Raw genomic sequence first — 15,095 nt, forward strand, 5'->3', positions numbered from 1 at the left:
GACTTGAGACGATTCAGATTGTATTTCCTTTTATTGGAGATAAGGGCCATTTGCATGGTAAGATTAATTTACATACTATTTCGTTAATTGGCGAGGGGAGGGAGCTTTCTTTTAGTAGAAAGCAAGCTATGAATATAAAGGATGCAAAGAATGATAGGTTTCAACAAGCGACAGTGGAAGAGTGGGAAAAAGCAGTTCTAAAATCTTTAAAGGGAAAAGAACTGGACACATTACACACTCAAACGTTTGAAAAAATTATTTTGAAACCGCTTTACAATTTGGATTCAGAAAAAGACGAAGTACCCGGCAAACCTCCTTATACAAGAGGAATCTATGAAAATGGCTATCATCATCACCCGCTAAAAATGTGCCAAGTGGCGTCAGGAAGCGATATCAAGGGAACTATACTCGAGGCATTGGAGAATGGGCAAAATACGATTTCCTTTGATGTAAACAAAATGGACATGGAAGAACTCATCAATCTATTGAATAATTTGCCGATTGAGGATCATCCTTTATTTCTACAGGCTGGTTCTGGTAACCGGCAGGAAATCATTATGGAAAAATTAGCTGAGGTTAACGGCGTTTCTGATCAACAAGGAGCAGTGGTACGAGACCTAATCACTGAATGGGCTGAAAGTGGATCTATCCCTACTAAAGAAACCAATGCCTTATCTAATTGGTTTCACGATATAAAGAACTGGAATCTATCATCCCCAGCCATTAAAACTATTTTGGTCAATAGTAAGCCTTATCATGAATCAGGTGCTGATGCCGTCAAAGAGATTGCGTATTCGCTATCACTTGGTGCACATTATATATTTAAAGGCATGCAGGCAGGCTTATCAGCACAAGAAACATCAGAAAAAATGATTTTTTCATTCTCGATTGATTCCTCCTTTTTTATGCAAATTGCCAAACTTCGTGCCGCGCGAAAGCTTTGGTTTACGGTTGGTAAGGCATATGGTCAGGAAAACATCTTTAAAATGGACATCCATGCACAGACCTCATTAAGAAATAAAACCGGGTTTGATCATTATGTAAATCTCCTTCGTACAACAAATGAAGCATTGGCAGCTGTAATTGGGAACTGTCAGTATCTCACGGTCATCCCATTCGATCAATTGCAAAAAGAAAAGAGTTCTCTTGGAAAACGCCTGGCAAGAAATATTCCTCATATTCTTAGGGAAGAGAGTATGTTAATGAAAACAGCTGATCCAGGCGGAGGTTCCTACTATTTGGAGGCCTTAACAGATGAACTGTGTCAGCAGGCATGGGATCAGTTTAATAAACTGGAGAAAAAAGGCGGTATTCTTTCAGAGTTAAAGAATGGGCAAATACAAGGGGAGTTAGCAGAGCTAGCTAAAAACAGATTATCAGCGGTAGCCATTAGGAAGGAAAAAATGGTTGGTATAAATGTGTATGCAAATCCAAAAGAAGAACGACCGGATCTCACGCAGAATTTAATAGAAACGCAAAGCCTTCAAAAGGGAGAAAAAGAAATATTCCCGCTTAAACCAATCCGTTTAGCATCAGAATTTGAAGCTATTCGATCGATGAATTTGACCTGGGGCAGTGAGATGGAGCAACAGCAAAGAATCATAGTGATTGGACTGGGTAGCGTCTCTCAATCTAAGCCATATATTGATCTTTCAAAAGAAGTATTGGCGGCTGGGGGTCTGAGTTATACAGAGCGAACCGGAATAGTACATCAAGAAATGCTGGAAGAGATAATAAGAGGTTGCCAGGGGAGCTATATCCTGATATGCGGTGATGAAAATCACCTGAATACGCCATTATCCAATTTAAAAGTAGACAGCAATATGCATATTTATGCAGTGGGGAATTTTGATTTGGCTATCAAGGAATTTAATTGGAAGAAAATTGACCGACATACAAATATGATTGAACTATTAACCATATTGTCATCAAGGCAGGGGGTACAGGCATGAAAAAACCGGATTTTTCACAAATAGATTGGCAGTCTGTCCATGAGGATTTCGTTTCAGATTCAGCAGATATACGTTCGGATATTCCTGACTTTGAAACAAATGAGCAAATACCGTTAAAGCCTCTATATAATCGGGATGATATAGAACTGGTGGAGCATGTACCGTCCTTTCCGGGGATTGCTCCCTTTACACGGGGGCCATATGCAGCGATGTATGTAAACCGCCCGTGGACAGTTCGCCAATATGCAGGCTTTTCTACTGCTGAAGAATCAAATGCTTTTTACAGACGGAATTTGGAGATGGGACAAAAAGGGCTATCGGTTGCATTTGATTTAGCGACTCATCGAGGCTATGATTCTGATCACCCGCGTGTGGTTGGGGATGTTGGGAAAGCGGGAGTTGCGATTGATTCGATAGAAGACATGAAAATACTATTTTCCGGTATACCACTAGAGAAAATGTCTGTTTCGATGACAATGAATGGTGCCGTATTGCCGATAATGGCATTTTATATTGCTACAGCAAAAGAACAGGGCGTAGATTCATCACGGCTTACCGGAACGATACAGAATGATATTTTAAAAGAATATATGGTACGTAATACGTATATTTATCCACCAGCTATGTCTATGAAAATTATTGCCGATATCTTTGAGTATACCTCCGCTCATATGCCGAAATTTAATAGTATATCAATCTCTGGCTATCATATGCAGGAGGCAGGAGCACCTGCAGATTTGGAGCTTGCCTATACACTGGCTGATGGAATTGAGTATGTGAGAACAGGATTGAAAGCAGGCATACCTATTGATACGTTTGCCCCACGTTTATCGTTTTTTTGGGGTATCGGTATGAACTATTTTATGGAAGTTGCTAAGCTAAGAGCGGCTCGCTTTTTATGGTCAAAACTTATGAAGCAATTTAATCCGAAAAATGAAAAATCGCTTGCACTTAGAACACATTCGCAAACATCCGGTTGGAGCCTTGCTGAACAAGATCCCTTCAATAATATCGCCAGAACGTTAATAGAGGCACATGCAGCAGCACTCGGGCATACTCAATCCTTACATACAAATGCCTTTGATGAAGCGATTGCGCTGCCGACAGAGTTTTCAGCCAGTATTGCCAGGAATACGCAGTTATTCTTGCAGGAGGAAACCGGAATTACAAATGTTATTGATCCATGGGGTGGTTCCTATTATGTCGAGTCCTTAACGAATCGTTTAATTGAGAAAGCATGGGCACATTTGGAGGAGATCGAACAGCTTGGTGGCATGGCGAAAGCAATTGAATCCGGTATTCCAAAGATGAGGATTGAGGAAGCTGCTGCCCGCCGTCAAGCAAAAATTGACTCAGGTGAAGAAATCATGATAGGAATCAATCAATACAGGACAGAAGAAAAAGAAGAATTTGATATCCTTGAAATTGATAATTCAAAGGTCCGCGAACAGCAGATTAAACGACTCGAAACGATTAAGGATACGCGTAATCAGGAACAAGTTACAAAAACACTGAATGCTTTGACTGAAGCTGCACAGTCAGGGGAAGGTAATTTGTTGGAATTGGCTGTTGAGGCAGCCATTGCGAGAGCAACTCTTGGTGAAATCTCGGATGCGGTAGAAGCGGTATCGGGTCGCCACCGTGCTGTTATCCGAACAATCAGCGGAGTCTATGGTTCCCATTATCGGGAGTTGGATAAAATCAATGAAGTTAGAGAATTAACAGAGGAATTTTTGCTAAATGAGGGTCGCCGTCCCCGAATATTAATTGCCAAAATGGGTCAGGACGGCCATGACCGAGGGGCCAAAATAGTTGCCTCAGCTTATGCCGATCTTGGCTTTGATGTCGATATGGGTCCTTTATTTCAAACACCGGAGGAATCTGCTAAACAGGCAGTTGAAAATGATGTGCACGTCATAGGGATGAGTTCTTTAGCCGGAGGGCATAAAACATTGTTGCCTCAGTTGGCCAGTGAACTAAAAAAACTTGGCCGGGAGGATATCGTCATTATTGCAGGAGGTGTCATACCGGAGCAGGACTATGACTATTTATACGAGCATGGAGCTTCAGCTATATTTGGTCCTGGAACCGTCATACCGGAAGCGGCTATCAAAATAGTAAATGAAATTTATAAAAGGCTCGGGTATGAGGAAGTGTCCAGTCATGACAGACCATAATCAGCAATACGCAAGAAAGAAGTATAAGAGAGTCCATACGAAGCCCGTTGATACAGATGAGATTGTCCGGAACTTAAAAGCCGGACAATTACAAGCATTATCAAAAGCGATTACGTTCGTTGAAAGCAAAGGGGACGTTTATCGACCGCAGGCTGAAGAGATTTTGCAATCTATCCTCCCCTTTACAGGGAATTCAATTCGTATTGGCATTAGCGGGGTTCCAGGGGCAGGAAAAAGTACATTTATTGAGAATATGGGACTATTTTTATGTGAGCTTGGGTATAAAGTGGCCGTACTTGCCATTGACCCCAGCTCTTCCATCAGCGGAGGTAGTATTCTTGGGGATAAAACTAGGATGGAAGAACTTTCGAAACACCCAAATGCCTTTATCCGACCGACCCCATCGGGAGGCAAATTAGGCGGTGTGCACCGTAAAACAAGAGAAAGCATGATGATTTGTGAGGCTGCCGGATATTCAGTGATCTTAGTAGAAACGGTTGGAGTGGGACAAAGTGAAGCTGATGTCAGGGATATGGTAGATTTTTTTCTGCTGCTGACTCTTACGGGTGCAGGAGACGAACTGCAAGGAATGAAAAAGGGCATCCTTGAGCTTGTCGATGGAATAGCTGTTAATAAAGCTGATGGGGAAAATGAAAAATTAGCATTGCGAGCGAAAGAGGAATACCGTCACATCCTTCATGATCATATACCGGCTACAAAGGATTGGACGGTCAAAACGTTTGCCTGTTCGGCCTTGCATAAAAAGGGACTGAATGAAATTTGGGAGGCCATTAAAGAATTTTCCATTTTTACAAAGGGGTCAGGTGAATTTTCGAATAGGCGAAAACGGCAGGTCACAAAATGGTTTGAGAGTGAAGTAGAACAGCAAATCATTGATCATTTTTATACCGATAAAGCTGTTAAGAAACTATTACCGATTATCGAAGCAAGTGTCAGAGATGGCGAGAAAATAGTTTCAAAAGCAGCTGCTGAATTATTTCATCTGTATTTTTTTTCGAAGGATAAGTAAAATGTAGAGTAGTACATAAAAAAGATGGATAGCCTTATGGCTATCCAAAAGTTTAGGAGTATAGGGGGTCATCTTAATTAAAGATACTATTCCCCTGTGTATGTAAACTAAACCTATCATCTGGAATATTTTATAAAAAGTTGCAGCTCTGATACTATAAGGGTAGCTACGTTAGAAAGGAAGATGTTTAAGTGAGCATGAATTTTAATTTATTTATGAATGACGTGGTTCGCCAGGCTCGTCAGGAAATACAGAATGCAGGTTATAAAGAATTAACAACTGTAGAAGAAGTTGATGAGGCTCTAAGCAAAAAGGGAACAACGCTTGTTATGGTTAACTCTGTTTGTGGATGTGCAGGTGGTATTGCTCGTCCTGCTGCTTATCATGCAGTGAATTATGATAAAAGACCGGATCAATTGGTAACGGTTTTTGCCGGTCAGGATAAAGAAGCTACTGCCAGAGCAAGAGAATACTTTACGGGCTATCCGCCTTCCTCTCCATCATTCGCTCTTTTAAAAGATGGAAAAATCATTAAAATGATTGAGCGTCATGAGATTGAAGGGCATGAACCTGTAGAAGTAATTGAAAATCTGTTAAAAATGTTTGATGAATATTGTGAAGAAGTCTAATCGATCTTACCTCAGGTGAAAAGAGGAAAATAAGCTCAAAAAAGATAAGAATGAAAATGTCTAAATATAATAAAATTCTGTATATAATTTTATTATAATGTTATGGGAGAAGTATCATTTTTTGATACTTCTTTTTTAGTTTAACGCGTGAAAACTCAAGAAAAATTAATTATATATACATAATAATTAAATATTTTGCAAAACGGATTTTATGTGTTAAAATACATTTTGTTGCATATATATAATATTTATTAAATCTTAAAATATAGTTTGATAGTTTAATTGTGTAAGGAAATGAAAACTATCATCATGAAAAACACATTATAGTGGGGGTAAAGGACAATGAAAAAATGGTTGCTTAGTTTATTGACAGCAGTATTAGCAGTTTCGGTATTAACGGCTTGCGGAAGTTCTGACGAGTCAGGAAATGGTTCTGAAGATGAAAAAGTTTTAAAAATGGCTACATCGGCTGATTATAAACCATTCGAATACATTGATACAGCGAAAAGTGATGAAATTATCGGATTTGATGTAGATTTGGCAAAAGCGATTGCTGGGAAACTTGGTTATAAAGTAGAAGTTGTCGATATGGATTTTGGCGGTTTAGTAACGGCTGTGAAAAATGGACAAGCTGATTTTGTTATGGCAGGGATGACTCCAACTGAGGAGCGTGAAAAGAATGTGGATTTCTCTGATATTTATTACACAGCGAACCATATGATTGTCACTTCAAAAGATAACAAAATCCAATCAGTTAAAGATCTGGAAAATAAAACTGTCGGGGTACAAATGGGTTCTATTCAAGAAGAAAAAGCTCAGGAATTAGCTAAAACAACAAAAATGACAGTTGAAAACCGTGACAAAATTCCTGAATTGGTACAGGAAATAAAATCTGAACGTTTTGATGCGGCTATTATTGAAGATTTAGTGGCACAAGGGTATCTTGATAAGAATGAAGATTTAACAGGATTCCTTCTTGAAGGAGATGCAGAAGAAGTTGGATCTGCCATTGCTTTCAAAAAAGGCAGTGAGTTGCGCGATCAATTTAATGAAGAGTTGAAAAAGATGAAAGAAAATGGTGAACTTGAAGAGTTAGTTCTAAAATGGTTTGGCGGAGACGCTGAATAATAATTTCAGAAAGGGAGAACCCCTTTCTGAAATTTTCTTTTTATTAACAGTGATAGGAGAAAGTACATGAATCTTGATTTTACAGATATTATCCCTTCCATGCCCTATATACTGGAAGGTGTATATACGACATTGCAAATAGCAGCATTGGCTGCATTGTTTGGTTTCTTGCTTGGAACCATTATAGCTCTATGCAAAATCACTACAATTAAGCCGCTCATTTGGTTATCAGATTTTTATACATCTATATTTAGGGGTACTCCATTAGTTCTTCAATTAATGATTATTTATTTTGCTTCACCGCAATTATTTGGTTTTCAAATTGAAGGGTATTGGGCAGCAGTTCTAGCGTTTTCTTTAAACTCGGCTGCATATATTTCTGAAATTATTCGTGGGGGGGTTCTTGCGGTAGATAAGGGTCAAAGGGAAGCAGCAATGGCACTTGGTGTTCCATACAGCAGCATGATGGCCAATATCATTCTTCCGCAGGCATATAAAAATATTTTACCTGCCTTAATGAATGAATTCATTACGCTTACAAAGGAATCTGCAATCGTCACAACTATTGGAGTAATGGATATCATGAGACGCGCATACCAAGTTGGGGGACAAACCTTCCAATATTTAGAGCCGCTTCTGTTTGCAGGTTTAATCTATTACGTATTGGTTATGATTTTAACGCTTATCGGAAAAATGCTTGAAAAGAGGTTGCAGCACTGATGATAAAAGTACAAGAGCTATATAAAAGCTATGGAAAGCTGGAAGTTCTAAAGGGGATTTCCACAGAGATAAAAGAAGGAGAAGTGATTGCTGTAATTGGACCATCTGGTTCCGGTAAATCAACATTTCTTCGTTGTATGAACCTAATGGAAAAACCAACTGGCGGACAGATTTGGATAAAGGGTGAGGAGATTACTGCACCAAAAACAGATGTGTTGGCGATGCGTCAGAATGTAGGTATGGTATTCCAGCACTTTTATCTGTTTCCTCATAAGACGGTTTTGGAAAATATTATGTACGCACCAATGAAGGTCCGCAAAGTCAAGAAAGAGCAAGCTAAAAAGGAAGCAATGGAACTATTGGCGAAAGTGGGAATGGAAGATAAAGCAAATGTGTATCCTGAACGCCTCTCCGGCGGTCAAAAACAAAGGGTAGCCATAGCGCGAGCCTTAGCCATGAAACCTGAAATCATGCTGTTTGATGAACCCACTTCAGCGCTTGATCCTGAGATGGTCAAAGAAGTGCTAGAAGTTATGAAATCATTGGCAACTTCAGGGATGACAATGGCGATTGTGACACATGAAATGGGATTTGCCAAGGAAGTAGCCGATCGAGTTTTATTTTTAGATGGAGGAGTGATTGTAGAGGATGCCCCTCCGGCAGAGTTCTTCTCGAGCCCTAAATCAGAACGTGCTAAAGACTTCTTGCAAAAGGTACTCTAAAAAGTTTATGCTATTAATAAAAAGATGGTCTGATTTCAGAGCATCTTTTTTGTATTAAATCGCATGAGAGGGACTACATAAACTATGTTTAAAATCGGGTATCGCACCGTTAAAACGGCTATAGGGACTCCAATTGCTATATACATAGCACAAATTATTGGTCTTCATAGTTTTGCTTCTGCCGGAATCATTACTATATTGTGTATTCAAAGAACAAAAAAACGATCGTTCAGGGCTGCCGGTGAGCGTTTCTTTGCCTGTTCATTGGCTATGGTTTATTCCTTTGCATTTTTTGAACTTCTCGGATATACACCCCCTGTAATTGGATTAATGCTATTGTTTTTTATCCCGACAACTGTTGCATTAAACATTTCAGGCGGTATTGTGACAAGCAGTGTCATTATTTTGCACTTATACGCTTCTAATTCGATTACATTGTCAAGTTTACTTAATGAATTTTTACTAGTTGTCATTGGGATTACAGTTGCTTTTCTGGTTAACTTTTATATGCCGAACATGGAGCGGGAGCTAAAAAAATACCGAATGGATATTGAAAAGCTCTATAGTATTATTTTGAAGGAATTAAGTAATTATTTGGTGACAGGGAACAGTGCCTGGAGCGGTAAAGAGATTATCGATGCAGAAAATTTAATTCGTAAAGCGGTTTACTATGCAGCTCTGGAGGAAGAAAATCATAAAAGAGTCGATGATGCCTCGTATTATCACTATTTTAAACTCCGTGAAAAACAATTAAGTATTTTAAAGAGAATACTGCCTTTAGCTGCTAAAATGGATTTGTCTGGGGACGAGGTTAGTCATGAACTTGGTGAATACATTGGATTTTTAAGCGATAATGTTCATCATCATAACACAGCTAATGAATACATGGAAATGCTTGAGGAGTTAGTGAAGGAAGTTAAAAAGAAAGAAATTCCAACATCATTCGATGACTTTGAGAAGCGGGCTGCACTATTCCAACTTATTAAAGAATTGAAAGACTACCTAATAATCAAAAGTACAGTGAAACCATTGCCAAATTCTAAAGAAAAGAAATGAATGAAAACAAGGTTCAGAGCCCATCCTAAAATATAAAAGGATGGGTGTTTTTTATGAAATGGATGTCACTCTGGTTATTACTGCAAGTAATGTCTCCAATATGGCCTTTAGGGCCCAACCCAATTCCCGGGGATCCGTTTATCGTAATTAATAAACAAACCAATCAGCTGGTGTTTTATGTTGATAATCAGGAAAAATATCAATTTTCGATTGCTACTGGAAAGAATAATGAAGATACACCAGAGGGCCTATTTACGATTATTACAAAATTTGAGGACCCTGAATACTCCAAAAAGGCGATTCCTGGTAATGATGCAAGAAACCCACTCGGCTCCAGATGGATGGGGTTTGATGCTCGTAAAACGAATGGGAGAAATTACGGAATTCATGGTACGAACCAAGAGGATTCGATTGGGAAAAAGGTGTCTGCTGGCTGTATCCGGATGAAAAATCAAGAAGTCCAAGCATTGTTTGAATTAGTTCCGCTTGGTACAAAGGTGTACATCTATGATAATTCAGAGCCTGCTTCTTTTTATGCGAGACTATTTCATGCCATAAACGAAAAAACCTCATCTGACTCTCCGTGAAGAGAAAAAAGATGAGGTTTATTTTTTATAGGAAAGCTGACAAACCGGATAATAAGGTCACCGCGACCATCGTAAAAATCATAATATAAACGATTATCTTCTGTGTACGCTTTTTAGACATAGAGCTACACTCCTTTTACATTCTTCTATTTGATACTACTATGTTTAGCGAAACTCCTCAAGTCTAAAAAAATTTCATTCACTATTTGAGCAAAATATCTTTATAGAATTATAAGAATGTTCTATTATTTAAGATAGGCAAATAAAGGGGGATTTGTATGCAAAAGGGAATTGATCATATCGGTATTGCTGTTCGTTCCATTTCGAAAGCGCTTCCTTTATATGAGGGGATTTTTGGTATGGTAAATGAAGGGGAAGAAATAGTCGAGAGCCAGGGAGTTAAGGTAGCTTTTTTATCCACTGGTAATACACGAATAGAGTTATTGGAGCCCTTGAATGAATCAAGTGCTGTTGCAAAATTTATTGCAAAAAGAGGGGAAGGCATACACCATATTGCGCTTGAAGTGAGTGATATTAAAGAAAGAATTAAAGAAATAAAGGATAATGGCATTCAATTGATTGATGAAGAACCCAGACCCGGAGCACATCATACACAAGTAGCTTTTATACATCCTAAGTCGGTACAGGGAGTTTTAGTAGAGGTTCTAGAGAAACCGGAACGGGAGGAATAAAATAGTGGATATGTATGAAAGAATAACCGAACTGTATGATAGAAAAAATGATATCGAGCTTGGTGGCGGATGGGATAAGATTGAAAAACAACACGAAAAAGGAAAATTGACAGCTAGAGAGAGAATCGATATTTTGATGGATGATAATAGCTTTGTTGAACTGAATGCTTTTGTTGAACATCGCAACAGAGACTTTGGTTTGGATCAAATGAAAGGGCCTGGCGATGGGGTTGTAACCGGCTATGGCAAAATTGATGGAAGGCCAGTTTATATTTTTTCTCAGGATTTTACTGTATTTGGCGGAGCGCTAGGTGAGATGCATGCTAAGAAAATATCATCCATTATGGATTTAGCTGCTAAAAACGGAGCTCCAATAATAGGATTAAATGATTCCGGTGGAGCGAGAATTCAGGAGGGCGTCACCTCGCTGGATGGATATGGTCAGGTTTTTTATCGCAATGTTATCTACTCGGGAGTTGTACCGCAAATATCAGTTGTCATGGGCCCGTGTGCAGGTGGTGCCGTATATTCTCCGGCAATTACTGATTTCGTTTTTATGGTGGATCAAACAAGCCAGATGTTCATCACCGGTCCAAAAGTGATAGAAACCGTGACTGGGGAAAAAATTAGTGCAGAGGATTTGGGCGGAGCGAAAGTCCATAATTCTATTAGTGGAAATGCACATTTTGAAGGAAAAACTGAGGAAGAAACATTACGTTTGGTAAGGAAATTGCTTTCTTATCTGCCTTTAAATAATGAAGAAAAACCTCCGGTAAGTGAATGGACTGAGCAAAATGATTATTGCCCTGATATTGCCGAATTGGTACCTTATGACGGTATCCGTCCTTATGATGTTAGGAAGGTTGTAAGTGCAGTAGTCGATCAGGATTCCTTCTTTGAAATTCAAGAGAGTTTTGCCCGTAACCTAGTGATTGGATTAGCAAGAATTAAAGGTGAAACTGTCGGTTTGGTATGTAATCAGCCGAAATATATGGCGGGAGGACTCGATATCAATTCTTCCGATAAAGCTGCAAGATTTATCCGTTTCTGTGATTCGTTTAATATCCCAATTATTACATTTGAGGATGTAACGGGATTTTTCCCGGGAATTAAACAGGAGCATGGAGGAATTATTCGGCATGGTGCAAAAATTTTGTATGCTTATTCAGAAGCAACTGTGCCAAAATTAACGGTCATTTTAAGAAAAGCATATGGGGGAGCATATGTAGCCTTAAACAGTAAATCGATTGGAGCCGACCTTGTATATGCTTGGCCGAATGCTGAAATCGCTGTGATGGGGCCACAGGGTGCAGCCAATATCATTTTTGCTAAGGAAATTAATAATAGCCCTGATCCTGAAGCCGTACGCCAACAAAAAATTGAAGAATACCGTGAAAAATTTGCCAATCCCTATGTAGCGGCCAGTCAAGGAATGGTCGACGATGTTATTGATCCAAGAGAAACCCGAATTAAATTGGCACAGGCTTTAGAGATGCTTCGAACAAAAAAAGAGTCAAGACCGCCAAAAAAACATGGAAATATTCCGCTTTAATCAATTGAAGAGTCCTATTAAGGGCTCTTTTCTTTTAGACTATATTTTATAATAAAGACCAACTTTATCTGATTATTAGAAAGCTGAATAAAAGACTTGTGAATTCTAAATGATACTAAGCGTACACTTCATTCCTGAAAAAGAGAATTACCCAAAATTATCATTTGCAAAGGGAAAAACTGTCTGACAGATGTCAAGCGCCTGCTCTTTTCTTATGACAAAAACATCGGTATACTTATAAAGTAACTTATTCCTGATAGGAGGAAGACAATTGATTAATGAAGAGAGATTATTACAAGAATTCTTAGAATTAGTACAAATTGATTCTGAAACAAAAAATGAAGGACAAATAGCAAAAATCTTAAAAGATAAATTCAGTCTTCTTGGACTAGACGTTTACGAGGACAATGCAAAGGAACTTACCGGCTTTGGAGCAGGTAACTTAATATGTACACTGCCTGGCACTAAAGAAGGCGTTGATACGATTTATTTTACATCCCATATGGATACGGTTGTTCCTGGTAACGGTGTAAAACCTTCTATTAAAGATGGTTATGTAGTAACTGATGGCACGACTATTCTTGGGGCAGATGATAAAACTGGTCTTTCTGTTATGCTGGAAGTTATCCGTGTATTAAAAGAAAACAATATTGAGCATGGCACAATCCAATTCATCATTACAGTTGGTGAAGAATCCGGCTTAGTTGGTGCAAAGGTATTGGATCGTTCTCTTATTAAAGCTACATATGGTTTTGCATTGGATAGTGATGAAGCGGTTGGTAACATTATTGTTGCAGCACCGACACAAGCTAAAGTTCAGGCTGTTATTAAAGGTAAAACAGCGCATGCAGGCGTTGCACCGGAAAAAGGTGTTTCTGCGATTACAATTGCGGCTAAAGCCATTGCCAAAATGCCGCTTGGACGAATTGACGAAGAAACTACTGCTAATATTGGCCGCTTTGAGGGCGGTACTCAAACAAACATCGTTTGTGATCACGTAGAAATTCTAGCGGAGGCGCGCTCCCTAATCCCTGAGAAAATGGAAGCTCAGGTTGCGAAAATGAAAGATGCCTTTGAAACAACAGCTGCAGAAATGGGCGGTTCTGCTGAAGTGGAAGTAACGGTCATGTACCCTGGTTTCAAATATGACCATGGTGACCATGTGGTGGAAGTTGCTAAAAAAGCAGCCGTTAAAATCGGTCGTGAACCAAAACTTCAGCATAGCGGTGGAGGCAGTGATGCAAATGTCATTGCTGGACACGGCATTCCTACAGTTAATCTTGCGGTAGGGTATGAGGATATCCATACAACAAGCGAAAAAATGCCAATTGCTGAGCTTAATAAACTTGGTGAAATGGTACTTGCGATTATTGAAGAAGTAGCAAGTCCATCTAAATAATAGTGTTCGTTCAAGGTGCCACTGGATTATTCCGGTGGCCATTTTACATAATATTGTTTAGTGCCGGATAAACAGTGAATATAAGGGAATAAGAGGGTTTAAGAGATGGAACAACGTCAAGTAAAAAAAGGCGGAAGAGTCATTTTACATGTGGATATGAATAGCTTCTACGCTTCAGTTGAAATGGCACATAATCCCGAATTGAAAGGCAAGCCGTTGGCGATTGCCGGGAATGCAAAAGAAAGAAGAGGGATTATCGTGACATGCAGCTATGCAGCGCGTAAACATGGAGTGAAAACGACTATGCCTATTTGGCAGGCGCAGAAGCTGTGTCCCGGCCTTATCCTGATGGAACCTAATTTCGACCGGTACCGAGCTGCCTCTCAAGGTATTTTTGATTTGTTGAGGATGTATACACCGCTTGTAGAACCAGTTTCGATTGATGAAGGGTATTTGGATATTACCGATTATTGTGGGGAAAGATCACCAGTTGAAATAGCCCAGACAATCCAAAAAAGGATTATGGAAACGATGGATTTGCCTTGCAGTATAGGTATAGCTCCAAATAAGTTTTTGGCGAAAACAGCTTCAGATATGAAAAAACCAATGGGAATTACGATTCTTAGAAAGCGTGAAGTTCAGGCTAAACTATGGCATCTACCGGTTGGAGAGATGCATGGAGTGGGCCAGAAAACAGCTGAAAAACTATCATCAATAAAAATTGAAACAATTGGTGATTTGGCCAATGCACATGAGGTTTCGCTTAAAAAGCTGCTTGGAATTAATGGGGTGCGATTAAGAGAAAGAGCTAATGGCATTGACAGACGTGTGGTAGATCCTGAGTCGATATATGATTTTAAAAGTGTTGGGAATTCAACCACATTACCAAGAGATGTAACAAATCAGCAGGAATTATTTGAAGTCCTGCATCGTTTGAGTGAAAAAGTTTCTGCTCGGTTAAAGAAGAAGGAACTGCTGACCATAAAAGTTCAAATAATGATTCGTTATAAGGATCGAAAAACAGTAACTCGAGGTAAAACCCTTCAAAATCCTATTCATAAGGCTGAAGATCTATATAGCCATGCACGAGATCTTTTTTCAAAGCATTGGAATGGAAATCCAGTTAGGCTATTAGGGGTAACAGCAAATGAAGTAGTGGAACAGCAGGAAGCAATTAAGCAATTGGACATTTTTTCTTTTGATCAGGATGAAAAAGAAGTGAAATTGGATACGACTGTGGAAAAGCTAACCAAAAAGTTTGGGGATAAAATTATCCGAAAAGGGATAGAAATAGATAACAATAAAGTGGATGCTAATACCAGTTTTAGCAAGGACTTCTTAAAACGTCCCAAACCTAGTAATGACAAGGGAAACTAATTCATAGCACTTGCGAAAATAGTGTAAAATTGCTAAAGTTAATACGATTTAATATAGCGAATAAATCAATGAAA

Annotated in this window: 14 protein-coding genes; 13 read left to right on the forward strand and 1 reads right to left on the reverse strand. The window is 39.1% G+C overall.

All coding sequences use genetic code 11. The features are described from left to right. Window positions 1-50 precede the first annotated feature (50 nt). From AC4D4A_RS11875 to AC4D4A_RS11915, 9 genes are all read left to right on the forward strand, one after another. Window positions 51-1,952: a methylmalonyl-CoA mutase family protein gene (locus AC4D4A_RS11875; RefSeq protein WP_490996098.1), complete on the forward strand. Its 1,902-nt coding sequence runs from the start codon at window positions 51-53 to the stop codon at window positions 1,950-1,952. Continuing rightward, on the forward strand, window positions 1,949-4,129 hold the full coding sequence (gene scpA, locus AC4D4A_RS11880) for a methylmalonyl-CoA mutase (RefSeq protein WP_490996099.1): 2,181 nt from the start codon (window positions 1,949-1,951) through the stop codon (window positions 4,127-4,129). The genes AC4D4A_RS11875 and scpA overlap by 4 nt, the downstream gene beginning before the upstream one ends. Next, window positions 4,116-5,159, forward strand: a complete 1,044-nt coding sequence (meaB, locus tag AC4D4A_RS11885; RefSeq protein WP_490996100.1) for a methylmalonyl Co-A mutase-associated GTPase MeaB — start codon at window positions 4,116-4,118, stop codon at window positions 5,157-5,159. Before scpA ends, meaB begins: the two co-directional genes overlap by 14 nt. A 191-nt stretch (window positions 5,160-5,350) precedes the next feature. Then, complete coding sequence (locus AC4D4A_RS11890; protein WP_490996101.1) at window positions 5,351-5,788, forward strand: BrxA/BrxB family bacilliredoxin; 438 nt, start codon at window positions 5,351-5,353, stop codon at window positions 5,786-5,788. A gap of 342 nt (window positions 5,789-6,130) precedes the next feature. Further along, window positions 6,131-6,916, forward strand: coding sequence for a transporter substrate-binding domain-containing protein (locus tag AC4D4A_RS11895; protein WP_490996102.1), 786 nt, complete (start codon window positions 6,131-6,133; stop codon window positions 6,914-6,916). Between the two features lie 66 nt (window positions 6,917-6,982). Continuing rightward, window positions 6,983-7,636 (forward strand): amino acid ABC transporter permease, encoded by a 654-nt coding sequence (locus AC4D4A_RS11900; RefSeq protein ID WP_148630084.1) that lies wholly within the window; start codon window positions 6,983-6,985, stop codon window positions 7,634-7,636. Beyond that, on the forward strand, window positions 7,636-8,358 hold the full coding sequence (locus AC4D4A_RS11905; protein WP_490996103.1) for an amino acid ABC transporter ATP-binding protein: 723 nt from the start codon (window positions 7,636-7,638) through the stop codon (window positions 8,356-8,358). The genes AC4D4A_RS11900 and AC4D4A_RS11905 overlap by 1 nt, the downstream gene beginning before the upstream one ends. 84 nt (window positions 8,359-8,442) lie before the next feature. Continuing rightward, window positions 8,443-9,414: an aromatic acid exporter family protein gene (locus AC4D4A_RS11910; RefSeq protein ID WP_490996104.1), complete on the forward strand. Its 972-nt coding sequence runs from the start codon at window positions 8,443-8,445 to the stop codon at window positions 9,412-9,414. Between the two features lie 53 nt (window positions 9,415-9,467). Beyond that, complete coding sequence (locus AC4D4A_RS11915; RefSeq protein ID WP_490996105.1) at window positions 9,468-10,001, forward strand: L,D-transpeptidase; 534 nt, start codon at window positions 9,468-9,470, stop codon at window positions 9,999-10,001. Window positions 10,002-10,026: 25 nt separating this feature from the next. Here the strand turns inward: AC4D4A_RS11915 and prli42 are convergent, their stop codons facing one another. Beyond that, a complete protein-coding gene (gene prli42, locus AC4D4A_RS11920) occupies window positions 10,027-10,122 on the reverse strand; it encodes a stressosome-associated protein Prli42 (RefSeq protein ID WP_139063836.1) in 96 nt (31 codons plus the stop codon). A 157-nt stretch (window positions 10,123-10,279) separates the two neighbouring features. On the opposite strand from prli42, the gene mce reads away from it, so the two are divergent. From mce to AC4D4A_RS11940, 4 genes are all read left to right on the forward strand, one after another. Continuing rightward, window positions 10,280-10,693, forward strand: coding sequence for a methylmalonyl-CoA epimerase (mce, locus tag AC4D4A_RS11925; RefSeq protein ID WP_490996106.1), 414 nt, complete (start codon window positions 10,280-10,282; stop codon window positions 10,691-10,693). A 1-nt stretch (window position 10,694) separates the two neighbouring features. After that, on the forward strand, window positions 10,695-12,245 hold the full coding sequence (locus AC4D4A_RS11930) for an acyl-CoA carboxylase subunit beta (RefSeq protein WP_490996322.1): 1,551 nt from the start codon (window positions 10,695-10,697) through the stop codon (window positions 12,243-12,245). 271 nt (window positions 12,246-12,516) lie between these two features. Further along, the gene (locus AC4D4A_RS11935; RefSeq protein ID WP_490996107.1) at window positions 12,517-13,644 is read left to right on the forward strand and encodes a M20/M25/M40 family metallo-hydrolase; all 1,128 of its coding nucleotides are present in this window, start codon (window positions 12,517-12,519) and stop codon (window positions 13,642-13,644) included. Between the two features lie 105 nt (window positions 13,645-13,749). Further along, window positions 13,750-15,021 carry a DNA polymerase IV gene (locus tag AC4D4A_RS11940; RefSeq protein ID WP_490996108.1) on the forward strand — a complete coding sequence of 424 codons (1,272 nt, stop codon included), beginning with the start codon at window positions 13,750-13,752 and terminating at the stop codon, window positions 15,019-15,021. Window positions 15,022-15,095 lie beyond the last annotated feature (74 nt).

The organism is Pradoshia sp. Z5_111, from assembly GCF_058267535.1.

Coding starts and splice junctions, on each gene's coding strand:
- meaB (WP_490996100.1), top strand. CDS start 4,116: ATGACAGACCATAATCAGCAATACGCAAGAAAGAAGTATAAGAGAGTC.
- AC4D4A_RS11910 (WP_490996104.1), top strand. CDS start 8,443: ATGTTTAAAATCGGGTATCGCACCGTTAAAACGGCTATAGGGACTCCA.
- mce (WP_490996106.1), top strand. CDS start 10,280: ATGCAAAAGGGAATTGATCATATCGGTATTGCTGTTCGTTCCATTTCG.
- scpA (WP_490996099.1), top strand. CDS start 1,949: ATGAAAAAACCGGATTTTTCACAAATAGATTGGCAGTCTGTCCATGAG.
- AC4D4A_RS11940 (WP_490996108.1), top strand. CDS start 13,750: ATGGAACAACGTCAAGTAAAAAAAGGCGGAAGAGTCATTTTACATGTG.
- AC4D4A_RS11905 (WP_490996103.1), top strand. CDS start 7,636: ATGATAAAAGTACAAGAGCTATATAAAAGCTATGGAAAGCTGGAAGTT.
- AC4D4A_RS11915 (WP_490996105.1), top strand. CDS start 9,468: ATGAAATGGATGTCACTCTGGTTATTACTGCAAGTAATGTCTCCAATA.
- AC4D4A_RS11900 (WP_148630084.1), top strand. CDS start 6,983: ATGAATCTTGATTTTACAGATATTATCCCTTCCATGCCCTATATACTG.
- AC4D4A_RS11895 (WP_490996102.1), top strand. CDS start 6,131: ATGAAAAAATGGTTGCTTAGTTTATTGACAGCAGTATTAGCAGTTTCG.
- prli42 (WP_139063836.1), bottom strand. CDS start 10,122: ATGTCTAAAAAGCGTACACAGAAGATAATCGTTTATATTATGATTTTT.